The organism is Enterococcus diestrammenae, from assembly GCF_049384045.1.
Taxonomy (GTDB): Bacteria; Bacillota; Bacilli; order Lactobacillales; family Enterococcaceae; genus Enterococcus_C; species Enterococcus_C diestrammenae.
In genome coordinates, this window is record NZ_JBMRGR010000002.1 from 203779 (window position 1) to 229296 (window position 25518).

Below are 25518 nucleotides of genomic sequence, written 5' to 3' on the forward strand. Positions count from 1 at the left end.
TATTATGGCTGAAATCAATAAAACACCAAGAGAAATCGTATCCGAGTTGGACCAATATATCGTTGGGCAACAAGATGCTAAAAAAGCGGTGGCTGTCGCTTTACGAAATCGATACCGCCGTCTGCAATTAGAAGAAGAAATGCAACAAGAAGTTACCCCTAAAAATATGCTGATGATTGGGCCTACTGGTGTCGGTAAAACGGAGATTGCTCGGCGGTTAGCAAAGATTGTCCAAGCCCCTTTTGTCAAGGTAGAGGCCACTAAGTTTACGGAAGTCGGTTATGTCGGTCGCGATGTGGAAAGTATGGTTCGCGATCTGGTGGAAAATGGGATTCAAATCGTGCGCAAAGAACAATACAGTCGCGTCTATTCTCGGGCAGTTAAAAAAGCCAATCGTCGGCTGGCTAAGGTATTAGTCCCAGGCATCAAAAAAGAAGCCAAAAAAGCGGCTAATCCTTATGAGCAAATGATGAACATGTTCCAAATGGGTCAAGAACCAGCTGAACCAAAAGAAGAGCTGACAGAAGATATTAAAGTCAATCGCCAAGCTATCTTTGAACAGTTGGAAAAAGGACTTTTGGACAGCCGGGAGGTCACCATTGAAATCGAAGAACCAAAAGTGCAAGGCCCGTCTATGAACAATGGTCTTGAGCAAATGGGGATTGATTTAAATGAAACCTTGGATGCTTTGAAGCCTAAGAAAAAGCAAGAGCGTACCGTCACAGTGAAGGAAGCGCGGGAACTCTTGGTTCAAGAAGAATCTTCTAAATTGGTAAATGATGCGGATATTCACAGTGAGGCGATTCGTTTAGCTGAGTCTAGCGGGATTATTTTCATCGATGAGATTGATAAAATCACCTCAAAATCCCAACAGTCTGGTGAAGTTTCCCGTGAAGGCGTGCAACGGGATATCTTACCAATCGTGGAAGGATCGCAAGTCAACACCAAATATGGTGTGATCAACACGGATCATATTCTCTTCGTAGCTTCAGGAGCCTTTCATTTGTCTAAACCAAGTGATTTGATTCCAGAATTGCAAGGACGTTTCCCAATCCGGGTGGAATTGGAAGACTTGACGGCTAAAGACTTTGTCAAGATTTTAACAGAGCCTAATAACGCCTTGGTCAAACAATACATTGCTTTACTGGCTACTGAAAATATCAAGGTGACCTTTACCATTGAAGCGATTGAAAAAATTGCTCAAATCGCCTTCGATGTGAACCGGGACACAGACAATATTGGCGCTCGTCGTTTGCATACGATTCTTGAAAAACTATTGGAAGATTTGCTTTTTGAGGCCCCTGATATGCAGATGGGTGAAATAACCATCACGGAAAATTATGTCAATGAAAAACTGGCAGCTATCGTTTCTGATCAAGATCTCAGTCGCTATATTTTGTAGAGTAGCTGTTTATTAAGGCAATTTTTATATTAAAAAGTCTAACTAGAGTTGGCTATCCGAACCTTTCGCGCAAAATTCATGACTACTGAGAGATGACAATAAACGTCAGCGGTTGGTGGAGCTCTAATGATTGCAAGCTGTGAAAGTCTGTTAGCCATTCTGATAAGAGGAGAAGTGGAAAAAATGACATCATTATTAGAAAAAACCCGCCAAATCAATGAGTTGTTGCAACAAAAGAACACCTTTGATATGAAATCTGAGCTGCCTTATGACAAGATGGCAATGATTTTAGGGGATGTATTGAATGCCAATACCTACATCATCAGCAGTGAAGGGGTCTTATTGGGTTATAACGAAAAACATGACGTTAACAATGATCGAGTTAGAAATATGTTTGTAGAAAAACAATTTCCTAAATCATACACTGACATGGTGGATCATTTAGGTAAAACCGAAGCTAATATTACGATTGAAAGCGACATGACCGCTTTTCCAGTGGAAAGTCGCGAACAATACCCAAATGGCTTGACGACTGTAGTCCCTATTTTTGGTGCCGGGGAACGCTTAGGAACCATCATTTTGTCTCGTGTGATGGACAATTTTGATGAAGACGATTTGGTTTTAGCAGAATATGGAGCGACTGTTGTTGGGATGCAATTTTTGTATCAAAAATCCCGCCACATTGAAGAAGATGTCCGTAGTGCTACAGCGGTCCAAATGGCTATCAACACCTTATCGTACAGCGAACTAAAAGCTGTTCAAGCCATTTTTGAAGCATTAGATGGGGATGAAGGTCGTCTGACAGCTTCCAATATTGCTGATAAAATTGGTATTACCCGGTCTGTGATTGTCAATGCGCTGCGGAAATTGGAATCAGCTGGGATTATTGAATCCCGTTCATTGGGGATGAAAGGAACCTATTTACGCGTCTTAAATCCTCGTTTCAAGGAAGAATTAAGCAAACACAATTATTAAGCCCTAGATAGTTGGTAAGGCAGTCTGATACTGCTGAAATGGTGGCTAACAGCTAGGAAGCTGTGTTAGAATTAACACTTAGTAGGGGATGCATAACAGCAGGGGAAAACAGGAAAGCTAGCCCACAGAAGGCTAACAACAACTGGTTTTTCCCTGGGTTTTTTATAAGTTTTTGGCATCGCTTCATTTGAAAAACGCTCTTTCTTAGAATCCGGCAAAAGATTATTTTAGGAGGTCTGGCAAATGACAGTTAGCATCGAAAATGGCCAATTGATCGTTACGGTTAATGAACAAGGGGCTGAAATGACCAGTATCAAGCATAAGGAAACGGGCTTGGAGTACTTATGGACAGCAGATCCACAATATTGGGGGCGTCATGCGCCGATATTGTTTCCCATCGTAGGGGCTCTAAAAAATAGTACGTACCGTTATGAGGGAAAAGAATACACCTTGCCTCAGCATGGCTTTGCCCGAGATCGTCAATTTGAAGTGGTAGCCAAAGAAGCCGATCGCGTGAGCCTTTGTTTGAAAGCGGATGAGGCAACCAAAGCAGTTTATCCTTTTGATTTTGAACTGTATGTTCATTACGAGCTGGGAGGAGAAGGCCTGCAAGTGCGTTATGAAGTCAAAAATCCTGCAGCAAAAGAGTTGCTCTTTTCAGTGGGGGGACATCCGGGATTTAACGTGCCATTGACGGATGATTTGACTTTTGAGGATTATTATTTGGCCTTTTCACCGATGAAATCTCGCATTACCTTACCCTTAAAAGGGGCGTTTATCGATGCGGCTCAAAAAACCTTAAGTGCTACCAATACCAATTTAAGACTAAGTCACGAAATGTTTGCCAATGATGCTTTAGTCTTTGAATCAAAAGGCCTTACTAAAATCACCATTGCCAGCGACCGCTCCCCTCATAGTGTGAGTGTTGCTTTTAACAATATGCCTTATTTTGGTATCTGGTCGCCCTATCCCAAAGAAGCACCGTTTCTATGTATTGAACCGTGGGCAGGGATTGCGGATACTTTGGAAGCAACCGGCGAGTTATCTGAAAAATTAGGTATCCAAACTTTGGCACCCGGTGAAACATTTATGACTAAGTACGCGATTATGGTTAAGTAGTGCCATTGCTTTGAATCAGGTATCAAAAGAGGCTATCTCCCAGCGACAGGTCAGCTGTTGGGAGATAGCCATCTTCTATTTTTCTTTACTTTTTTGATTTAAGCCAAAAGGCACGCGACTTTCGGTGCCGGCTTTAATGCGTCGGATATTGTCTTGATGACGATAAAAAATGAAGAGGGTAATGAGAAGAGCGATTACCGTCAATAGCCAGTTGTGATTAGGTAATACTTGAGGCCAGACCATCGGTAGAATCACCGTCGATAGGGTAATCAAGACCGCCGCAATCATACTGGACAAGGAAACCATGCTGGTGAAAAATAAGCAGAGGGCAAAGATGCCACAGGAATACAAAAAGAAGATGGGACTAAAACCTAACAACATTCCGGCACTCGTGGCAACCGCTTTGCCACCTTTGAAGCCAGCAAAGATAGGAAACATATGACCAATTACGGCACATACCCCAAACCACAGTGGATTAATACTTGAGGTAAAATGAAAAAGCTGTGGGAGACAAGTGGCTAGGGTACCTTTTAAGATATCCATCGCCAAAACCACGATCCCGGCTTTCTTACCTAGTACACGAAAGGTGTTGGTAGTGCCAGAATTGCCACTGCCAAATTGACGGATGTCTTTGCCATAGAAGAGTTTACCAATCCAAACCCCAGATGGAATGGAGCCAATCAGGTAGGCGACGATCATAAGCAATAGGATTTTCATAAGAAACCTCTTTTCCAAATAAATGGGAAAAGTTTCGATAGGAGGCCTTTTATTTCTTGGTCGTTTGAATGAAAACGGTGTTGTTCCAGAAAGAAAAGCGTCATACCGCCATTTATTGAGTTTGATTGTAAATGATAAGAACTTGGTCATTTTATCATGAAATAAATGACGGGACAACCTGCCCATAGGTTTTCTCTTTTTTTTGGGACTGTTTTGAAGTATTATAAAATGTGGCGCGATTTGCGCAATCGGATTGAAGGAGAGTTTGCTTTGGCGAAAAAAAGCACAAATAGAAATGAATACAATGATGCTTCCATCCAAGTATTAGAAGGATTGGAAGCCGTTCGCAAACGCCCAGGAATGTATATCGGATCCACCGATAGTCGGGGCTTGCACCATTTGGTTTACGAAATAGTCGACAATGCGGTGGATGAAGCCTTATCTGGTTTTGGCGATCATATCGAAGTTACCTTAAATAAAGACAATAGTGTGACGGTGGCAGATAGCGGTCGTGGAATGCCCACGGGGATGCATGCTTCTGGGATTCCTACCGTTGAAGTGATTTTTACCGTGCTTCATGCAGGGGGTAAATTTGGCCAAGGGGGTTACAAAACTTCTGGCGGCCTTCATGGTGTAGGGGCCAGTGTCGTCAATGCCTTATCGAAATGGTTGACCGTCACGATCGTCCGAGAGGGTGTTGAGTACCAAGAACGCTTTGAGAATGGTGGAAAACCAGTCGGGACGTTGAAAAAAATCGGTAAAACCCGCAAACCCAACGGTACCACAGTAACTTTTTTGGCAGACGATGCGATTTTTAGTGGGGTTCGCTATTCCTACGATATTTTAGCAGAACGTCTGCGAGAATCTGCCTTTCTTTTACGCGGGGTGAAAATCACTCTGACGGATTTACGCGGAGAGGAAACCAAGCAAGAGGTTTTTCATTTTGAAGAAGGAATCAAAGAATTTGTTGATTATTTAAATGAAGAAAAAGATACCTTGACGCCGGTGATTTATTTTAGCGGTGAAAAAGAAAACATCGAAGTAGAGATTGCGCTGCAGTACAACGATGGTTATTCTGAAAATATCTTATCCTTTGTCAATAATGTCCGGACCAAAGATGGTGGGACCCATGAGGCAGGCTTGAAAGCTTCCATGACGAAAGCTTTCAACGAACACGCCCGCAAAGTGGGTCTTTTAAAAGAAAAAGACCGCAACTTGGAAGGATCTGATTTCCGGGAAGGTTTGGCGGCAGTCCTATCCATTCGGGTACCGGAAAATTTGTTGCAATTTGAAGGACAAACGAAAGAAAAACTGGGAACCCCGATTGCCCGCAATGTGGTGGACAATGTATTAGGGGAACAATTAGGCTTTTTCCTACAAGAAAACAATGAAATGAGTCAAATGCTGATTCGAAAAGCGATTAAAGCACGAGAAGCCCGGGAAGCCGCTCGTAAAGCGCGAGAAGAAAGCCGGAGTGGTAAAAAGCGCAAAAAAGGGGAATCATTACTCTCGGGTAAACTGACTCCGGCTCAATCCCGTAACCCTAAGCGCAATGAACTTTTCTTAGTGGAAGGAGATTCCGCCGGTGGTTCAGCAAAACAGGGACGGGATCGCAAATTCCAGGCTATCTTGCCGTTGCGTGGGAAAGTCATCAATACCGAAAAAGCCAAAATGCAAGACATTTTGAAAAATGAAGAAATCAATACCATGATTTATACGATTGGGGCTGGGGTGGGGCCAGAATTTGATATCGCTGATGCCAACTATGATAAAGTGATTATCATGACCGATGCCGATACCGATGGCGCCCATATCCAAGTTTTATTGCTGACCTTCTTTTATCGTTATATGAAACCGTTGATTGAAGCTGGTAAAGTGTACATCGCTTTGCCACCGTTGTATAAAGTGTCTCGGGGAGTTGGCCGCAAGCAAGTCGTTGAATATGCATGGACAGATGAAGAGTTGCAAGCGGTGATAAAAAAAGTCGGAAAAGGCTATATGTTACAACGCTACAAAGGGCTAGGGGAAATGAATGCGGAACAACTGTGGGAAACCACCATGGACCCAGAAACCCGCACCTTGATTCGTGTAGGGATTGAAGATACAGCTCAGGCTGAACGCCGAGTGACGACTTTGATGGGGGATAAAGTGGAACCTCGTCGAAAATGGATTGAAAGCCATGTCCAATTTACCCTCGAAGAAGATGGCAGCATTTTGGAGAAAAAAGATGAGGAAAGCCCTGCAAAAGTCAAGGATATCTATGATGATGAACGGGCCCAAGAAGTCGCACAAATCACCGCAGATAACGATGGAACTGATGAAATGGGAGCTTCAGGAGAAATATCTTTGTTCTAATCCTACGAAGACTACAGCTAAGAGATAAGGCTTCTTTTAGCTGTAGGGACTAAGGTTAGATAAACAGGTCCGTGATAGGATCTTCAGGAGGTTTAGCTTTGGAACATAAACAATCGATTCAAGAACTAACGCTAGAAGAGGTCATGGGGGATCGCTTTGGGCGTTATTCGAAATACATCATTCAGGAACGGGCGCTACCGGATATTCGCGATGGGTTGAAGCCGGTTCAACGCCGGATTTTATTTGCCATGAATAAAGATGGCAATACTTTTGAAAAGGCGTTTCGGAAGTCCGCCAAGTCGGTGGGGAATATCATGGGGAATTACCATCCCCATGGCGATAGCAGTATCTACGAAGCCATGGTCCGCATGAGCCAAGATTGGAAGTTGCGGGAAGTTTTGATTGAAATGCACGGTAATAACGGGAGTATGGATGGGGATCCACCAGCTGCCATGCGGTATACTGAAGCCCGCTTGGCAAAACTCAGTGGTGAGCTTTTGTCAGACATCGAAAAAGAAACGGTGGATTTGGTTTGGAATTTCGATGATACTGAAAAAGAACCCACTGTCTTGCCTGCAAAATATCCCAATCTCTTAGTCAATGGTTCGACAGGGATTTCAGCTGGTTACGCTACGGAAATTCCTACCCATAATTTGGCAGAAGTCATCGATGGGACGATTCATTTGATCGATCATCCGCAGGCGAGTTTGGAAAAAATCATGGAATATATTCCTGGACCGGATTTTCCGACAGGGGGGATCCTACAGGGAAAAGAAGAAATTCGTAAAGCCTATGAGACAGGTCGGGGCAAGGTGATCTTGCGTTCCGTTACCGCTATTGAAGACATCAAAGGTGGCAAGCAGCAGCTGGTGATTACGGAAATTCCTTATGAAGTCAATAAAGCCAATCTTGTGAAGAAGATGGATGAAATTCGTTTGAATAAAAAAATCGATGGCATTGCTGAAGTCCGGGATGAATCTGACCGTACCGGACTACGAATTGTCGTTGAATTAAAGAAAGAAGCCAATGCTGAAGGTATTTTGAATTACTTTTTCAAAAACACTGAGTTGCAAATTAACTATAACTTCAATATGGTGGCGATTGCGGATTTGCGTCCGGAACAAGTTGGCCTTTTGCGGATTTTAAAAAGTTACATCCAACATCGCGAAGAGGTCGTTTTACGGCGGAGTCGCTTTGAGTTGGCTAAAGCCCAAAAACGGCAACACATCGTCGAAGGTTTGATGAAGGCTCTGTCGATTTTAGACGAAGTGATTGCTACCATTCGCGGGAGTAAAGATAAAAAAGACGCAAAAAATAATTTAGTGGTTCAACTAGGTTTCACTGAGGAACAAGCGGAAGCGATCGTCAATTTACAATTGTACCGTTTGACTAATACCGATATCACAGCGTTGCAAGCAGAAGCAGAAGAACTAGCGGCTACGGTCACTGAGTTGAACAAAATTCTTTCTGACAGTAGTGAATTGAAAAAGGTCATCAAACAAGAACTGCGAGAAATCAAAAAGCAATATGGCAATCCCCGGTTGACCAAGATTGAAGATGAAATTACTGAAATCAAGATTGAAACAGAGGTATTAGTAGCTCAAGAAGACGTGGTGGTTTCGGTGACCCGTGACGGTTACTTGAAACGGAGTAGTCTCCGTAGTTACCAAGCCTCAAAACCTGAAGAATTGGGGATGAAAGACGGAGATTTGGTGTTATTTACCCAACAAGTCAATACTTTAGATCATCTCTTATTGGTGACCAATAAAGGAAATGTCATCTATCGTCCCGTGCATGAATTGCCTGACTTGAAATGGAAGGATATGGGGGAACATATCTCCCAAACGATGATGAACTTTGGCATCGAGGAATCCATCCTGCAAGTCTTTAGTTACAAGGAATTGGATCCTACAAAGAATTTTGTATTACTAACGAAAAATGGTTTGATTAAGCAAACAAAAATGACAGAATTCGAACCTTGGCGGACCTACAAGAGTCGTCCGATGACTGGTATCAAGTTAAAAGATGAGACTGACGAAGTATTAGCGGTGGAGTTGGTCCCAGAAACCAATGATCTGGATATTTTCCTAGTCAGCCATCGCGGTTTTGGTCTCCGTTATCCATTAGCGGAAGTTCCAGTGGTGGGACCAAAAGCAGCAGGGGTGAAATCCATCAACTTGAAAGATGGCGATTTTGTTATTAATGGCTTGTTAGTCCTAGCACAAGGGGATACACCAATTGTGATCGTTACCCAACGTGGCGCAGTCAAAAGAATGTTAGCCCAAGAATTAAACCAACTTGGACGGGCTAAACGCGGACTGATGGTCTTGCGGGAGTTGAAGAAAAATCCTCATCGCGTCTTGTATATGGGCTTAGGTGACAATCGAACCCTCATCTTACAAAATCAAAAAGGACAACAAGTGGAAATCAACACAGACAACTATCCAATCGGTGAACGGACTTCTAATGGTTCTTTTGCGATTGATGAAAAAGCTGGTGGCACCTTGATTGCTGTCAGGGAAGTAGTAGACCCTAGTTTACCGGAAAATGAAACTGTATCATAATCTGTAGGAGAAACGTTATTCTGTAGCAATACAGAATAACGTTTTTTGTTGCAAAAAATGTTGCTATTTCTTAAAGAAGTCCAAAGAAACATTATTACTGAACAAGGGATAAACCGCGGTTGTAAAGCGTTTTTATGATTATAAAGTCAGGGGTTCGTGTTTTTTTGAGCAAGTTTCATGAAAAACCTTGCATTGGTAAAGATATGTGTTATACTAATCCCGTAAAGCTGTTACATAGTCGTGACAGCGGTTAATCTAAGGAGGGTTCATTGATGGGAACTGCAACAAACGTTGAAGAAATGAACAAAACAGCCTGGGACGGTTTTAATGGTCGTCTTTGGAAAGAAGGAATCGATACCCGCGATTTCATTCAAACTAACTACACACCTTATGAAGGTAGTGCTGATTTCTTAGCAGAACCAACAGCAGCAACAAACGAACTGTGGGGCAAACTGCAAGAATTGCAAAAACAAGAACGGGAAAACGGCGGCGTTTTAGATATGGAAGCTGATGTTGTGACTTCAGCCAATGCATACGGTGCTGCTTACATTGACGAAAACCTAAAAGACGAAGAAAAAATCGTTGGTTTGCAAACAGACAAACCTTTGAAACGTGCTTTCATGCCTTATGGTGGGATTCGGATGGCAGAAGAAGCTTTGGAAAGCTATGGCTACACTCCAAATCCTAAATACACTGAAATTTTTGGTCAATACCATAAAACACATAACCAAGGTGTTTTTGATGTTTACACACCAGAAATTCGTGCCGCTCGTCGTGCAAAAATCATTACTGGTCTTCCTGATACTTATGGCCGTGGCCGGATCGTCGGTGACTACCGTCGTGTTGCTTTGTACGGGATTGACTACTTGATGGAGAAAAAATTGGAAGACCATACGAACTGTGGTCATGGCCAATTTACTGAAGAAGATATTCGTCTTCGTGAAGAAATTACCGATCAATACAATGCTTTGAAACGGATGAAAGAAATGGCAGCCGCTTATGGTTTTGATATTTCTCGTCCAGCTGAAAATGCTACAGAAGCTGTACAATGGACTTACTTCGGTTACCTTGCAGCCATTAAAGAACAAAACGGGGCAGCAATGTCTATCGGTCGGATCTCTACTTTCTTGGATATCTACATTCAACGTGACCTGAAAAATGGTACTTTGACTGAAGACCAAGCACAAGAATTGATTGACCACTTAGTAATGAAATTACGTATGGTTAAATTCGCACGGATCCCTAGCTACAACGAATTGTTCTCAGGTGACCCAGTTTGGGCTACTTTGTCAATCGCTGGTATGGGTATGGACGGTCGGACTTTGGTTACCAAAAATGACTTCCGTTTCTTGCGTACTTTGCAAAACATGGGTCCTTCACCAGAACCAAACTTGACAGTCTTGTATTCTTCTCGTTTGCCACAAGCATTCAAAGACTACGCTGCTAAAATCTCAATTGAAACATCTTCTATCCAATACGAAAACGACGATGTAATGCGTCCAGTATGGAAAGATGACTACGCAATCTGCTGCTGTGTATCCGCAACAGAAACTGGTAAAGAAATGCAATTCTTCGGTGCTCGTGCCAACTTGGCGAAAGCTTTGTTGTATGCGATCAACGGTGGGGTTGATGAAAAATCTAAAGTTCAAGTTGGACCTAAATATCGCGGGATTACTTCTGACGATGCTTTGAACTTTGATGAAGTCATGGAAAAATATGACGACATGATGGAATGGTTGGCAGGTATGTATGTCAATACCTTGAACTGCATCCACTACATGCATGACAAATATTACTATGAAGCTGCTGAATTGGCTTTGATGGATACCAACTTGAAACGTACCTTTGCAACTGGTATTGCTGGTTTCTCTCACGTTGTTGACTCCTTGTCTGCCATTAAATATGCGAAAGTTTATCCAGTTCGCGACGAATCTGGTTTGGCTGTTGATTACAAGATCGAAGGGGATTTCCCTAAATATGGTAACGACGACGACCGTGCCGATGACTTGGCTGTTTGGTTGTTGAAGACCTTTATGGAAAAATTGGAACATTACCATACTTACCGTAATTCTGAACCAACAACTTCTATCTTGACCATCACTTCAAACGTTGTTTACGGTAAAGCAACTGGGGCCCTTCCTGATGGCCGTGCTGCTGGCGAACCATTGGCACCAGGTGCAAACCCTTCATACGGAGCAGAAACTCACGGGTTGTTGGCTTCCTTGAACTCATTGACTAAATTGCCTTACGAATTGGCTTTGGATGGTATTTCTAATACACAAAGTATCAATCCTGATGCATTAGGTCATGATGAAGAAGAACAAGTTGAAAACTTGACTCATGTCTTGGATGGTTACTTCGATCAAGGCGCTCACCATTTGAACGTAAACGTCTTTGGTAAAGAAAAACTGATCGATGCGATGGAACACCCAGAAAAAGAAGAATATGCAAACTTCACTATCCGGGTATCTGGTTACGCAGTTAAGTTCATCGACCTTACTCGTGAACAACAATTAGACGTTATCAGCCGTACTTTCCACGATCATATGTAAGATCAGTTAAAGAACAGGCCCATAAAAGGCGGATGGACATTGTTCATCCGCCTTTTATCTTACTTGTTGTAGATTTCTTCACAAAAAAACTTTAGAACTTCGCAACTTTTGAGCGGACTATGTGACCAAATTGGCAAATGTCGGTAAAATAGGAGCGTTGGTTAGGGTGCACATCTGAAACCTTAGCCTGTTTTAAGCAAATCAATGTTATCGTTTAATGGCTTTGGCGTTGCTGTTAAACACGAAATATAGGAGGATCAGCGAAATGTCTGAGAACACTACCCAAGAACAACCGGTCTATGGGATTGTCCATTCAACTGAAAGTTTTGGTTCTGTTGATGGACCGGGAGTTCGTTTTATCGTATTTTTACAAGGTTGCAAAATGCGTTGTCAATTTTGCCATAATCCCGATACTTGGATGTTGCAAAATCCTAAAGCTCGTAAACGAACCGCTGACGATGTTTTGGAAGAAGCGAGTCATTACAAAAGTTATTGGGGGAAAAAAGGGGGCATCACCGTTAGTGGTGGGGAACCTTTATTGCAAATCGATTTTTTGATTGACCTTTTCAAAAAAGCCAAAGCACAAGGGATTCATACAACAGTGGATACTTGTGGTCAACCATTTACCAGAGAAGAACCTTTCTTTTCTAAATTTAACGAACTTATGGAATACACCGATTTGCTGTTGTTTGACATTAAGCAAATTGATGAAAAAGCCCATAAATTGTTGACTCGACAATCAAATAAAAGCATCTTGGATATGGCTCAATACTTGTCAGAAATTGGCAAACCTGTCTGGATTCGCCATGTCTTAGTTCCTGAGCGTAGCGACTATGATGAATATTTGATCCGGTTGAATGATTTTATTAAGAGCTTGAATAATGTGGATAAGGTGGAAATTTTACCATATCACACCATGGGTAAATATAAATGGGAAGAATTAAACTTGGATTATCCCTTGGATGGTATATTACCACCAACGGAAGAACGAGTGAATAATGCCAAGCAGTTGTTGCATACGGCTGACTATGTTGGTTATTTGACTCGCTAAGTTGCAAAAGTAGGAAATTGACGAACCGTTTTCTTGATTGCTGCTTCGCTTCAGAAGAGCTTTCAGGAAGGCGGTTTTTTTCAAGAGTTTTACTTGTAACAACTATCTGGTTTTTGTTATGATAAGTAGGAAAGTCATTTAAAGGAGCGATCTTGAATTATGTCAAAAGTTTTGATTTTCGGACATTTAAATCCGGATACCGATGCGATCGGAGCAGCGATTGCCTTTGCTGAATTACAAAAAGCCCTGGATGTGGATGCGGAAGCAGTTGCCTTGGGGACACCTTCTGAGGAAACGCAATATGCCTTGGATTACTTCGGCTTAAACGCACCCCGGGTCGTGACTAGCATCAAGGAAGAAACCAACGATGTGATGTTGGTGGATCATAACGAATTTCAACAAAGTGTTTCTGACATTCGCGAATTAAACATCTTATCCGTGGTCGATCATCACCGGATTGCTAATTTTGAAACAGCGAATCCTTTGTACTACCGGGCAGAACCAGTTGGTTGTACAAGTACGATTATTTACAAAATGTACCAAGAAATGGAAGCGGAGATTAGTCAAGCAGTTGCAGGGATGATGCTTTCAGCGATTATTTCCGATACCTTATTGTTCAAATCCCCGACTTGCACGCCGGAAGATGTTAATGCTGCCGAAAAACTAGCAGAAATCGCTGCGGTTGACTTGGAAAGCTATGGCTTGGAACTGTTGAAAGCTGGGACGAAGCTTAGCGATAAACCAGCCGCTGTCTTATTAGACTTAGATGCTAAAAGTTTCCCAATGGCGGATAAAACTGTCCGTATCGCCCAAGTGAACACCGTTGACTTGCAAGAAGTTTTTGATCGTCAAAATGAACTAGAAGCAGCGATGGCAACTGAAAATGCTGAAAAAGGATATGATTTATTCCTATTGGTGGCGACGAATATTTTAGATAGCGATTCTGAAATTCTGGCCGTCGGAAACGAACTTACTCAAGTGGAAGCTGCGTTTGATACAACCTTGGTAAACAACCGAGCGTTATTACCAGGTGTTGTTTCTCGGAAAAAACAAGTGGTACCACAATTAACAGCCGCTTTTAATCGTTAATCACCTCTTGTAAAGAAGCGTCAGATGTGATCTTCAATACCCGGACAATTACTGGAATTACTTTTAGGAAGCAGCTTTAAAGCTTGCTTGCTGAAGGTAAGTCCAGTTGTTCGGGTGTTTTGTTTTGACTGAGGTAAAAAGAGAGGGGCTATGCTTGAGAACTGACCCATGATAAAATGCGTCGGTGTCAGTTTTGTTTGAACACGCCAAAGCTGTTAGCTGGCGGTCAAACTGGCACTTAAATACAATAGATGAAATGGCGGTGATTCCATGAGAATGATCCATGATAACAAACAACGAGAACTGACCCAGTTGCTTCGTAATCCTTTGTTTTCCCAGCTAACTGATTTTCTGTATGAGAATCAGAATGTTACTTTGCGCCAGTTAACTCGGCAGTTTTCTGAAAAGGGGTTCATTAAGTTTTTAGAAAGTTGTATTGAAGCTGGCCTAATTCTTCGTGAAGAGCGCCGCTACCGCTTGGGATTACCAGTTTTTACTGGAAGTGATTACCAAGAGGTGGTGACACATACGCAGAAAACACTTCTTGAAGGATTTGAAACTTACTCGCTAGCGGATATCTGCCAATGGTATCAGCAACAGTTTTATCAGATTCCTGAGAGTTTTGCAGCTTATTTTATTGCTAACGACGTGAACTTGGCCCAAGTCAATAAGGTCAGTAATGAGAAATTAGCCATTTGGTCTGTGAATACGCAAGGCTTCAATAGCCGGGATTTACCTGGGTATTTTGAAGCGAATCGCCAATTGTTGGAACCAGCAGCATTTTCCCAGCTTAGAAGGTTGGTGGGAGATGTGGATGAAGAGTATTTCTTAGGGCAAGTAGGGTGGATTATTAGCCGGGTCCTGAGGGGGAAACAACCGCGAGCAAGTATCTTTTTAACGGCTTTGTGTCAGACAGAGGTGTTATCAAAAGATGTTAACAATACTTATCAACTGAAAATCCCTTGTCTATCTGAAAATAATCTTGTTTGGGAAACTAAAAACAACAAATTTAGCACATCAAAATCTCATTTTATTGCTGTTAGCTTGTATAGTGAAGTTTGCCAGAGACATTGCAGTGGATTCCTTGAATGGGTGCTTATCAAGTGAGGACTTTTGCTTTTTTTTATTCTCTTAAAATGAGAAAATAGTGAATTTAATTGTTGTTAATCTAATAAATACATGGTAAACTTTAATCAGCGAAGAAAATGAGGAAGATATTACTTGCTGAATACTAGATTTTTTATAATGTATCAATAGTGATGCAAAACTGGTAGACAACAAGTAAGTTGTTGGAGACATTGACAAGGAACGATTAGGGAGGCCTATATTTTGGAAAAACTACATGAAAATACGACTAAAATGCCAAGACAAAAGCAAGGAAATGCTGACTTGATTACCTTCATTTCCATGGGAGAAGTTGAGAAAGCCCGACGTGATTTGCAACTGAGCCAAATTGATGAAGCTAATTTTTCGGATGCAGAGATTGTTTTAGCCATTCAACAACAAAAAGAAGTGAATGCCTCAACCATTGTTCCGGTGGTTTTAGATTGGCTAGTGGAAGCCAACTTTATCGTATCTGGTTCACAGGCAGCTGCATTTATTCGTAAAGACGGCAAACATGCGGTGGAAGGTTTCCAGTATCAGACGATTGGGGAAATGGATTTTGATGCACAGGGGAATTACTACTTGGTGGTTGCCTCCAGTCAACGGAAAAAGATGGAGTCTATTTATAAAGTCTATACCAACGGAGAGATTCGTGAACTGGTGATTGATAATTAGCAAAGCAAGCTAGATGTTGCCTTTAGGTGACATCTTTTTTATTTTGATAAGTTCTGATTGGCAGAGCGATTTCTCCTTTCAAAAAAGACAAGGTGATCGCTAAAAGCTTTTTCGCAGGGGAGCCAAGTCTATAATTAAAAGAAGCTCATTTTCCAATAGGGATTGGTAAATGAGCTTCTTTTTGCTGTCTGCATAGCAGTGAGTTCCTTTTATTCTGGGAGTGTTTGACGAGCAGCGTAACTATTTTTTAAATCATTTTGGCGCATTCGGCGGTAAAGGAAAGCGGATAAAAAGCTGATATTGGTGACCGCAACTAAAATACTTCCTAAATTTGGCAGTATGAATTCCGCCATAAAGACACTGTAAATAACACTTGCCAAGTAACCTAACATATCGAAGGCTGTCAAAATCGCCATCAGCAGATATTTACGATCGTTTAGGAAGGTGATCAAGAAAAAAAGCATGCCTAACGATGTAATCAAAATTTGGATACCAGCAATCAAGATATAAGGAAGTGACTCCGGTTGAAAGACGATGATGAAAGTCCGCAGCAATAAAATAATGTAAGCGAGAAAGTAAAAACTCGAGGCTTCTCGAAAGATTTCATCACCAGGACGTTTGAAATATTGCCATAGAAAACCGCTAAAGAGTACTGTGAATAAAACAAAGAGGTGGTTGAACATTTGGGACAACGTACTTTCTTCCAGCATGTCTTTTTTTAACAGGGTGGTCTCTAGAAATTCAACAGCATAACGATTGGAAAAAAATAGATAACAACAAAAAAAGACAACGGTAAGAATGCCACACAACACGGCAAGTTTACCGTAGCTTTCATTTTCTTGGAGCTTTTGCGACATATCGGTTCCTCTATTCCTGTGATTTGTATACAAGAATAATAACAAAACGATAAGTAAATGTCTAGTTAATCTAATAATATATTTAAATTATCATGATTAAATTACCGAGTTGATGAGTAACACAGGAATGTTTTTCGGAAAAAAGTGGTATTTGGATTAGTTTTCATAACCTGTTTAAAGAGAATTTGACTTTGGTGAGAGACAACAGGGCTGTCAATACACGGCAAGTTAATTTTTCTCATAGTAATAACGCAACCCGTGGGAAAAATCAGTTTGCTTAAAAAAATAAACTTTTCGCAAATTAAATTGGCTTTTTCTGAAAAATATCAGAAGACGGATGATTCACAAGTTGCAGAGAGAAGCTTGCGATAAAAGTGGGGATTTCTTATTGATAATGTTATTTTCTTAGCGGAAATCACTTCTTGTTCCGAAAGTTTTAATGAAAGAAAAAAACTGCGATAAAGAACAATCAACAAGTCCTTTTAGTTTTTCTACCTTTAAAATTCGATTATCATTGCAATGACAACGCTTGCTTTTTGCGGTAAGATCATTGAATTAAATAATTGTTTCTGGTTTAACATAATTTTTTGAATTTTTTGCTTATAAGGACTGTTCAATAATTAAGATTGTGTTATTATTATATTAGAAAATGATGGTTCCTATTTTCCTGTGAGGTCATGAACAAAGCTGACACTGGAAAGAGGAATTCGTGAACAAAGCTGACGAGAAAGGACAATGGTATGGTTGAGGACAAAACACAGCAAGTAGCAGAAGCAGAAGCTCGTTTTTTGACTGGTGAAAACTTCTACTCTCAGCATTTTTTAGGTTGTCACAAACAGAAAGACGAGCGTTTCATTTTTCGCGTCTGGGCACCAAATGCACAACAAGTGTGGTTGGTGGGGGATTTTAATGATTGGTCTGACTCACTACCGATGCAACGACGGGAAGAATCCGGAGTTTGGGAAATTCAGACTTCGCAAGCGAATGTCGGGGATCTTTATAAGTTTAAAGTGCGGCAGGCAAGCGGTCGTGAGGTCTTTAAGATTGACCCTTATGCCATTTTTTTCGAAAAGCGGCCCCATGATGCGGCAGTCGTTTATGATTTGAAACCCAAAAAATGGCAAGATGGTTTGTGGATGGGACGGAAAAAGCGTTCAAATCAGTTTAAACGACCCATGAATATCTATGAAGTCCATGCCAGTTCTTGGCGCCAACATGAAGATGGGACGCCGTATTCATTTGCGGATTTGACACGGGAGTTGATTCCATATGTCAAAGAGTTAGGCTACACCCATATTGAGTTTATGCCTTTGATGGAGCATCCTTTGGGAATGAGTTGGGGCTATCAATTGATTGGTTATTTTGCGCTGAGCTCTTATTATGGGACACCAGAAGAATTTCAAGAATTTGTAGAAACGTGTCACCTCAATAATATTGGTGTGTTGGTGGACTGGGTGCCTGGGCATTTTTGTATCAATGATGATACCTTGCCTTATTACGATGGGACGCCCACCTTTGAATATGAAGATCCGGATCGCGCCAAAAATATTCGTTGGGGTTCCCTCAACTTTGACTTAGGAAAACCTCAAGTACAAAGCTTTTTGATCTCCAGTGCGCTGTTTTGGATCGAAGTTTATCATTTAGATGGGATTCGCGTGGATGCAGTCTCTAATATGCTTTACCGAGACTACGATGAAGGTCCTTGGACGCCTAATCATGAAGGCGGCCACCGCAATTTTGAAGGCTATTACTTTTTACAGAAGTTAAATGCCGTCATTAAATTGGCTCATCCAGAGACGATAATGGTAGCAGAAGAAAGTTCTTCTGATACGAAAGTGACGGGTATGATCGAATCGGGGGCACTAGGGTTTGACTACAAGTGGAACATGGGTTGGATGAACGATGTCTTGCGTTTTTACGAGATGGACCCCATCTATCGCAAGGATCATTTTAATCTGATGACTTTTTCATTTATGTATATGATGAATGAAAACTACATCTTACCTTTGTCCCACGATGAAGTGGTGCACGGAAAGAAAAGTCTGATGCATAAAATGTGGGGAGATCGCTACAAGCAGTTTTCTCAGCTACGTAATCTATTCACGTATATGATCGCTCATCCCGGTAAAAAATTGCTGTTTATGGGGGGGGAATGGGGCCAGTTTTTAGAGTGGAAATACGATCATGGCTTGGAATGGGTAGATTTGGCGGATTCCATGAATAAGCAGATGCAACACTTCACGACCACTTTAAATCACTTGTATAAGAATGAAAAAGCATTATGGGAACAAGAAGACTCTTGGGATACCATCGAAATTATTGATGCCGACAATACGGATGACTGTGTCCTGTCTTTTATTCGCCAAGGCAAAACAAAGAAAGATTTCTTAGTAATCGTCTTGAATCTAGCACCGGTGGAACGGCAGAATTTTGCGATAGGCGTACCTTACCCTGGTACCTATACCGAAGTTTTAAATACAGAGATGGCGGCTTTTGGAGGGACTTGGACTAAGGCAAATCCTGATTGCCAAACGCTGGATATTGCGTTTAAAGACCAGCCCTATCAGATCCAAACTATCTTACCAGCCTTAGGAGCTTTGATTATTAAGCCTACTGCAATCAACACCCGTAAGCCAGCGAAGAAAATGACTAAGGAAAAAGTCAACCACAAGAAGACACCTACTGCAAAACAGTCAGGTAAAAATAACTAACAACGAAGGGGGGACAAGGTGAGTTTTTTTCACCGATTACATGAAAACAGAAATGTTAGCCATGATCCTAGCGGGAGGACAAGGGACTCGTCTAGGAAAACTGACCAAAAACATCGCAAAACCAGCCGTGCCATTTGGAGGGCGTTATCGGATTATCGACTTTACCTTGAGTAATTGTGCCAATTCAGGCATTAAAAACGTCGGGGTTGTCACCCAATACCAACCCTTAGCGCTAAACAGCCACATCGGTAATGGAGCTAGCTGGGGCTTGGATGGTATCAATTCCGGTGCAACCATTTTACAACCGTATTCCAGTTCAGAAGGTAGTAAATGGTTTGAAGGAACGGCTCATGCCATTTACCAAAATATCGCCTATATCGATCAGATGGATCCACAGTATGTCTTGGTCCTTTCTGGTGACCATATTTATAAGATGGATTATGAAGAAATGCTAGAAAATCATAAGGCAAACAATGCCTCCCTTTCCGTGGCTGTGATTGAAGTGCCGCTAAAAGAAGCCTCACGCTTTGGGATTATGAATACCGATGAAAATGACCGAATCATTGAGTTTGAAGAGAAGCCGGAAGAACCCCAAAATAACCTCGCTTCCATGGGGATTTATATTTTTAACTGGGGCCGGTTACGCAATGTCTTGCTGAATAGTTACAATAAAGATGGACAGATGATTGACTTTGGTAAACATGTGATTCCTTCTTATCTCGACAGTGGTGAAAATGTGATTGCCTACCGGTTCAAAGGCTACTGGAAAGATGTAGGTACGATTGAATCGCTATGGGAAGCCAATATGGAGTTTATCGAACAAGATATGGAGCTAGATATCCGGGATAAATCTTGGCGTGTTTATTCTAAAAACCCGATCTCCCCGCCGCACTTTTTAACCGAAACTGGTTCGGTGAAAGATTCCTTGATTACCGATGGCTGCTATATCGCTGGCGATATTCGTCACACTATTTTATCTGAAGACGTACAGGTGAAGGAAGGTTCCGAGGTTACCGATAGTGTCATTATGCCAGGGGCCACGATTGGCAAAAATGTGCGGATTCACCGGGCAATCATTGGTGAAAATGCGATTATCGGGGACAACGCTGTGATTGATGGGACCGATGAAATCGCCGTAGTGGGCTATTCTGAAGTGATTGGAGTGACTGTTGATGAGAACTAATAAAATGTGTGCGATTCTAGGTAATTTAAATCAATTTAAAGATTTATTGCCGTTGACAGAAAACCGACCATTGGCAACGTTGCCTTTTGATTGTAAATACCGCTTGATCGATTTTAATCTATCTAGCATCGTGAATGCCAATATTAATACGGTCTTTATGGTATTTAATGAAGATGAAACGCAATCCGTTTTTGACCATATTGGTGGCGGCAAAGAGTGGAACCTTGACGGCGTTCAAAACCGTTTCTTTATCCATGTTTACCAAGATTTTCTAAAGCGGAAAGCCGAAGACAAGCATTATTATGATACGGTCATCGATTATTTGTTGAAGTCAAAATCAGAATACACTGTCTTCATGGGAAGCAAGATGCTGTGTAATATCGATTTGCGGGCTGTCTTAAAAATTCATCAAATGCAGGGCAATCAATTGACGGTTGTCTACAAGCGGGTAGGAAAAGACAATATTCATCCCAGCGATCTTTTGTTAGATGTGGCGGAAAATGGTAAAATCACCCAAGTGGCCACTGCTAAAGAAAGCCTGCTGGGAGAAGTGAATAACTTGTGTGCGGATATTTATATCATGCAAACACAAGCCCTGATTGATGCTTTACGAGTGGGTCAAAATGAAGGGATTTCAGTAAATATGGAAACTTTCTTGCGTTCCAAAATTACGGAAGTCAACAGTTCCAGCTATGAATATACCGGCTATTTGAAGAATATTTATGATATGAAAACATACTACGAAGCCAATATGGATATGTTGGATACCCGTAAATTCAACTCCTTGATGTATTCCAATCAAAAAATTTACACCAAGCTGAAAAATGAAGTGCCAACCTATTATTCGGAAGCTTCTGAAGTAGAAAATAGTCAATTTGCCTCTGGAAGTATTATCGAAGGGACGGTTCGTAATTCCTTAGTATCCCGCCAAACCATGGTGAAGCCTGGCTCTGTCGTGGAAGGTTCGATTTTGATGGCAAATAGCGAGATTGGGGAAGACAGTCTTGTGAAGTATGCGATTTTGGATAAGAATGTGGTTGTTGAACCGGGTGTTAAAATTGTTGGAACCAAAGAACAGCCAATTGTCTTGAAAAAAGGCAGTCATGTGATTTCTGATATTTATGGAGGCGACTAATTTGAAGGTACTGTTTGCAGCAGCCGAATGTGCACCTTTTTTTAAAACTGGCGGTTTAGGGGATGTTGCTTACGCCTTGCCGAAAGAACTGGTTAAAAAGAATGTGGATTGCCGGGTCATTCTGCCTTTCTATCAAAAAATGCCAGCCAGTTATCAAGCGCAATGCGTAGATTTATTTGACTTCACTGTACAAGTGGGCTGGCGCAATCAATATTGTGGCTTGAAAGAGTTGGTTTTAGCAGGCGTCACTTATTACTTCATTGACAACCAGTATTATTTTGGTCGTGAGGCTTTGTATGGTTATGATGATGATGGTGAACGCTATGCTTTCTTCCAATTGGCCTTGGTAGAAGCGATGGAGCGACTGAATTTTATTCCGGATGTCCTTCATGCCAATGATTATCACACAGCGATGATTCCTTTCTTGTTGAAGGAAAAATATCGGTGGATCCAAAACTTCCGCGACATCAAAACCTTGTTAACAATTCATAATATCGAGTTTCAAGGCTGGTATGATGGAGGAAAATTGGCAGATTGGTTTGGCGTGGGGATGGAACGCTATGAAGACGGTACCCTCCGGATGAATAATTGCCTAAATTATATGAAAGCTGGTATTTTATACGCAGACCGGGTAAACACAGTGAGTCCATCTTATGCCGAAGAGATTAAGACACCAACTTTTGGTTCAGGACTTGATGTCATCTTACGGATGGAATCTGGGAAGTTATCTGGTATTTTAAACGGGATTGATTATGATTTAAATAATCCAGAAAATGATCCCTTCATTGATCATCACTTTTCTGTGGCGGATCTGAGTGGTAAGGCCCTTGCCAAAGCTCAGCTACAAGAATTGATGGGTTTACCGGTGGTCCCAGAAGTTCCTTTACTAGCAGTGGTGAGTCGTTTGACGCGTCAAAAAGGCTTTCATTTGTTGTTAGAAGAATTGCCGCATCTATTGCAACAAGAGGTTCAACTGGTGATTTTGGGTACAGGTGATCCTGATTTTGAGCGGGGCTTCCAGTGGTTTGCGACGGAGTATCCTGAAAAAATGGCGGCAAGCATTTCTTTCGATGTGAAATTGGCCCAACAAATGTATGCCGGGAGCGATATTTTCTTGATGCCTTCTGCTTTTGAACCCTGTGGCCTTTCCCAAATGATGGCGATGCGTTATGGATCGTTGCCAGTGGTGCATGAAATTGGTGGCTTAAAGGATACCGTGACGCCTTTCAATCCTGTGACTGGTACTGGGACAGGGTTTGGTTTCAACGAGTTTTCCGGCTATCAATGCATGAAAGCCATGGAAAAAGCCATTCGTTTGTATCATGAATCCCAGCCAGCTTGGCGCAGATTGATGATACAAGCCATGAGTACCGATTTTAGCTGGCAAACAGCTAGCCTTCAATACTTGGACTTGTATCGCAGTCTCCTCTGAGTCCAAGGAATTTAATTTAACCAAAGATGTTATTGGCGATAGCCGAGTTGCTCTTTAACTTGGCTGTCCCCTTTTTTTACAACTTACAAGTTTTTATTTTCATTTAAAAAGGTTTAGGTAAATGAGAAACTAGCAAATGGTTTAAGCAAATGCTAGCGGAAAAATAGGAGTGATGTGGATGACGATGACAGTCAATGAATTTAAAGAGGAAATGAAACAGCGGTTAAAAGAGAAATACGCAATGGATTTTAAAGATGCCTCCCCACAAGAAGTATTTCATGTCTTAGGTAGTGTGGTAAAGGCGTACTATTCCGATGCGTGGAGTGATACTTGGAAAGACTATCTCAGAGCAGAGCAAAAACAAGTTTATTACTTTTCCATTGAGTTTTTACCTGGGAAAATGTTGAAGAGTAATCTTCTGAATTTGGGGATTCTGGATGTCGTAAAAGAGGGCTTAGCTGAGCTTGATTTTGATTTAGAAGACTTAGTGGATGTGGAAAAAGACATGGCACTGGGTAATGGTGGTTTAGGCCGTTTGGCTTCGTGTTTCATGGACTCCATCGCTTCTTGTGGGTTGCCTGGTAATGGCAATGGTATTCGCTATGATTATGGCCTCTTCAAGCAGCGTTTTGTAGATGGCTACCAAGTGGAACTTCCTGACGAGTGGCTACGCAATGGCAATACCTGGGAGGTTCGCAAAGAAAGTAAAGCGGTGGATGTTCGTTTCGGCGGTCAGGTTTGGATGAAGGAAATGGCTGATGGCAAGCTAAAACCAGTTTATGAAAATGACCGTATTTTGCGGGCTGTTCCTTATGACACGGCCATCTTAGGATACCAAAACCACATCGTCAACACTTTGCGTCTATGGAGCGTGGAAATCCCCGCCTCACAAGAAGACCAGTATCGCAGCATTGACGATCGTCGCCAATTTGAAGATTTAACGGCGGTCTTGTACCCTGATGATTCCAACGAACATGGGCGTCGGGTACGGCTAGCTCAGGAATATTTCTTTGTTTCTGCTGGAGTACAAAGTATTATGCGGTATTTCAAAAAGCTCAACAAACCATTAACTTTATTGAATGAATATGTTGCAATTCACATCAACGATACTCATCCAGCCTTGTGTATTCCGGAAATGATGCGTATCTTGATGGATGATTATGAGTTGAGTTGGGAAGTCGCTGTTTCCATCACCACCAAAGTGATGAGTTATACCAACCACACGATTATGGCGGAAGCTTTGGAAAAATGGCCGGTGGAGCTGATGAAAGATGCTTTGCCGCGAATGTATCAAATCATCGAGGAACTCGATCGACGGTTTGTGGCAACCTACAGTGGGGTATGGGATGCGGACTTGATTCAACGGACGCGGATTATCCAAAATGGCCAGGTCCATATGGCCCATATGGCGATTATCTATAGCCATAGTACCAATGGTGTTGCAAAATTGCATTCAGACTTGCTAAAAGAAGTCGTCTTGCATGATTTTTATGTGCTCTTTCCTGAACGCTTTAATAATAAAACTAATGGGATTGCCCAACGACGCTGGTCTCAATTGGCCAATCCAGAAATGGCCAAAGTCTTGGATGAAACTATCGGCAAAAGCTGGCGCCAAGACTCTGATGATTTAAAATTGCTAAAAAATTACGTGGAAGATGAAGCCGTACTGACGAAATTGGCGGTAGCTAAGCAACACAATAAACAAAAACTAGCTAGTTACATCAAAGAACACACGGGTATAGAAGTTTCACCAGAAGCTATTTTTGATGTACAAATCAAACGTCTCCATGCATATAAACGCCAATTATTAAATCTGTTACACATTATGAAATGCTATTTTGATTTAAAGGACAATCCTCAAAAAGAGGGAAACCAGCGCGTCTTTATCTTTGGAGCCAAGGCGGCACCTAGCTATACTTATGCGAAAGCAATCATCAAGGTCATCAATGAATGCGCCAACTTGATTAATCATGATCCTGATATTAAGGGCCGCATAAAGATCGTCTTTCTGGAAAATTACAACGTAACTTTGGCAGAGCAGATTATCCCAGCAGCCGATGTCAGCGAACAAATTTCCTTGGCCTCAAAAGAAGCCTCTGGTACGAGTAATATGAAGCTGATGCTGAATGGGGCGGTCACTATTGCGACTCTCGATGGCGCCAATGTCGAGATACGTGATGCCGTGGGGGACGACAACATTGTGATTTTCGGTATGACCGAAGCCGAAGTCTACGCTTGTTATGAGAGCAATGATTACTCGGCTATGAAAATTTATGAAGAATCACCAATTTTGCAACGAATTTTAAATGCTTTTGTGGATGGCACAGTTCCCAATATTCAGTATGAAGGACAGGCGGTAGTGGACTCCTTATTGAAGTATAATGATGAGTATTTCTTATTGCGGGACTTTGCTTCTTATGTTGCTGCCCAAGAGCAGATTGATCGCCTTTATTCAGACAAAAAGCGTTGGCAGCAGATGAGCTTGTTAAATATTGCCAATGCCGGCCGTTTTTCATCTGATGACACAGTCATGCGGTACGCTGAGGATATTTGGCAAATCGAGCCTGTCGAAAAATACACGAAAAAGAGGACTTAGC

General features: G+C 41.8%; 17 protein-coding genes. 15 read left to right on the forward strand and 2 right to left on the reverse strand.

The annotated features are described in order from the left end of the window. Window positions 1-4 precede the first annotated feature (4 nt). The 3 genes from hslU to ACO03U_RS02495 all read left to right on the forward strand — a co-directional run bounded on the left by hslU (window position 5) and on the right by ACO03U_RS02495 (window position 3496). Window positions 5-1402: an ATP-dependent protease ATPase subunit HslU gene (hslU, locus tag ACO03U_RS02485; RefSeq protein WP_204685213.1), complete on the forward strand. Its 1398-nt coding sequence runs from the start codon at window positions 5-7 to the stop codon at window positions 1400-1402. 183 nt (window positions 1403-1585) lie between these two features. Beyond that, window positions 1586-2377 carry a GTP-sensing pleiotropic transcriptional regulator CodY gene (gene codY / locus ACO03U_RS02490; protein WP_204685215.1) on the forward strand — a complete coding sequence of 264 codons (792 nt, stop codon included), beginning with the start codon at window positions 1586-1588 and terminating at the stop codon, window positions 2375-2377. A 243-nt stretch (window positions 2378-2620) separates the two neighbouring features. Further along, a complete protein-coding gene (locus tag ACO03U_RS02495) occupies window positions 2621-3496 on the forward strand; it encodes an aldose 1-epimerase family protein (RefSeq protein ID WP_204685217.1) in 876 nt (291 codons plus the stop codon). A gap of 75 nt (window positions 3497-3571) precedes the next feature. Here ACO03U_RS02495 and plsY read toward each other — a convergent pair whose 3' ends face one another. After that, window positions 3572-4213: a glycerol-3-phosphate 1-O-acyltransferase PlsY gene (gene plsY, locus ACO03U_RS02500; RefSeq protein ID WP_161868497.1), complete on the reverse strand. Its 642-nt coding sequence runs from the start codon at window positions 4211-4213 to the stop codon at window positions 3572-3574. Window positions 4214-4483: 270 nt separating this feature from the next. Between plsY and parE the strand changes: the two genes are divergently transcribed. The 7 genes from parE (at window position 4484) to ACO03U_RS02535 (ending at window position 15603) form a co-directional block, all read left to right on the forward strand. Then, window positions 4484-6568, forward strand: a complete 2085-nt coding sequence (gene parE / locus ACO03U_RS02505) for a DNA topoisomerase IV subunit B (RefSeq protein ID WP_423104388.1) — start codon at window positions 4484-4486, stop codon at window positions 6566-6568. 98 nt (window positions 6569-6666) lie between these two features. Continuing rightward, complete coding sequence (parC, locus tag ACO03U_RS02510; RefSeq protein ID WP_204685221.1) at window positions 6667-9132, forward strand: DNA topoisomerase IV subunit A; 2466 nt, start codon at window positions 6667-6669, stop codon at window positions 9130-9132. 272 nt (window positions 9133-9404) lie between these two features. Then, window positions 9405-11684 carry a formate C-acetyltransferase gene (pflB, locus tag ACO03U_RS02515; protein WP_161868499.1) on the forward strand — a complete coding sequence of 760 codons (2280 nt, stop codon included), beginning with the start codon at window positions 9405-9407 and terminating at the stop codon, window positions 11682-11684. A 265-nt stretch (window positions 11685-11949) separates the two neighbouring features. Next, window positions 11950-12735 (forward strand): pyruvate formate-lyase-activating protein, encoded by a 786-nt coding sequence (gene pflA / locus ACO03U_RS02520; RefSeq protein WP_161868500.1) that lies wholly within the window; start codon window positions 11950-11952, stop codon window positions 12733-12735. 159 nt (window positions 12736-12894) lie between these two features. Then, on the forward strand, window positions 12895-13824 hold the full coding sequence (locus ACO03U_RS02525; RefSeq protein WP_161868501.1) for a manganese-dependent inorganic pyrophosphatase: 930 nt from the start codon (window positions 12895-12897) through the stop codon (window positions 13822-13824). A 270-nt stretch (window positions 13825-14094) separates the two neighbouring features. Beyond that, window positions 14095-14931 carry a DUF1803 domain-containing protein gene (locus ACO03U_RS02530; protein WP_204685223.1) on the forward strand — a complete coding sequence of 279 codons (837 nt, stop codon included), beginning with the start codon at window positions 14095-14097 and terminating at the stop codon, window positions 14929-14931. Window positions 14932-15153: 222 nt separating this feature from the next. Continuing rightward, window positions 15154-15603 carry a hypothetical protein gene (locus ACO03U_RS02535; RefSeq protein WP_161868503.1) on the forward strand — a complete coding sequence of 150 codons (450 nt, stop codon included), beginning with the start codon at window positions 15154-15156 and terminating at the stop codon, window positions 15601-15603. Between the two features lie 209 nt (window positions 15604-15812). Here the strand turns inward: ACO03U_RS02535 and ACO03U_RS02540 are convergent, their stop codons facing one another. Next, the gene (locus ACO03U_RS02540) at window positions 15813-16460 is read right to left on the reverse strand and encodes a hypothetical protein (protein ID WP_204685225.1); all 648 of its coding nucleotides are present in this window, start codon (window positions 16458-16460) and stop codon (window positions 15813-15815) included. A 740-nt stretch (window positions 16461-17200) separates the two neighbouring features. Here ACO03U_RS02540 and glgB point away from each other — a divergent pair. The 5 genes from glgB to ACO03U_RS02565 all read left to right on the forward strand — a co-directional run bounded on the left by glgB (window position 17201) and on the right by ACO03U_RS02565 (window position 25517). Beyond that, window positions 17201-19171, forward strand: a complete 1971-nt coding sequence (gene glgB, locus ACO03U_RS02545; RefSeq protein WP_204685226.1) for a 1,4-alpha-glucan branching protein GlgB — start codon at window positions 17201-17203, stop codon at window positions 19169-19171. 40 nt (window positions 19172-19211) lie between these two features. After that, the gene (locus ACO03U_RS02550; RefSeq protein ID WP_204685227.1) at window positions 19212-20354 is read left to right on the forward strand and encodes a glucose-1-phosphate adenylyltransferase; all 1143 of its coding nucleotides are present in this window, start codon (window positions 19212-19214) and stop codon (window positions 20352-20354) included. Further along, window positions 20344-21489: a glucose-1-phosphate adenylyltransferase subunit GlgD gene (glgD, locus tag ACO03U_RS02555; RefSeq protein ID WP_204685228.1), complete on the forward strand. Its 1146-nt coding sequence runs from the start codon at window positions 20344-20346 to the stop codon at window positions 21487-21489. Before ACO03U_RS02550 ends, glgD begins: the two co-directional genes overlap by 11 nt. A gap of 1 nt (window position 21490) precedes the next feature. After that, entirely contained in the window at window positions 21491-22921 is a 1431-nt protein-coding gene (glgA, locus tag ACO03U_RS02560) for a glycogen synthase GlgA (RefSeq protein WP_204685229.1), read from the forward strand. A gap of 184 nt (window positions 22922-23105) precedes the next feature. Further along, window positions 23106-25517 (forward strand): glycogen/starch/alpha-glucan phosphorylase, encoded by a 2412-nt coding sequence (locus ACO03U_RS02565; RefSeq protein WP_204685330.1) that lies wholly within the window; start codon window positions 23106-23108, stop codon window positions 25515-25517. The last annotated feature ends 1 nt before the right edge of the window (window position 25518 follow it).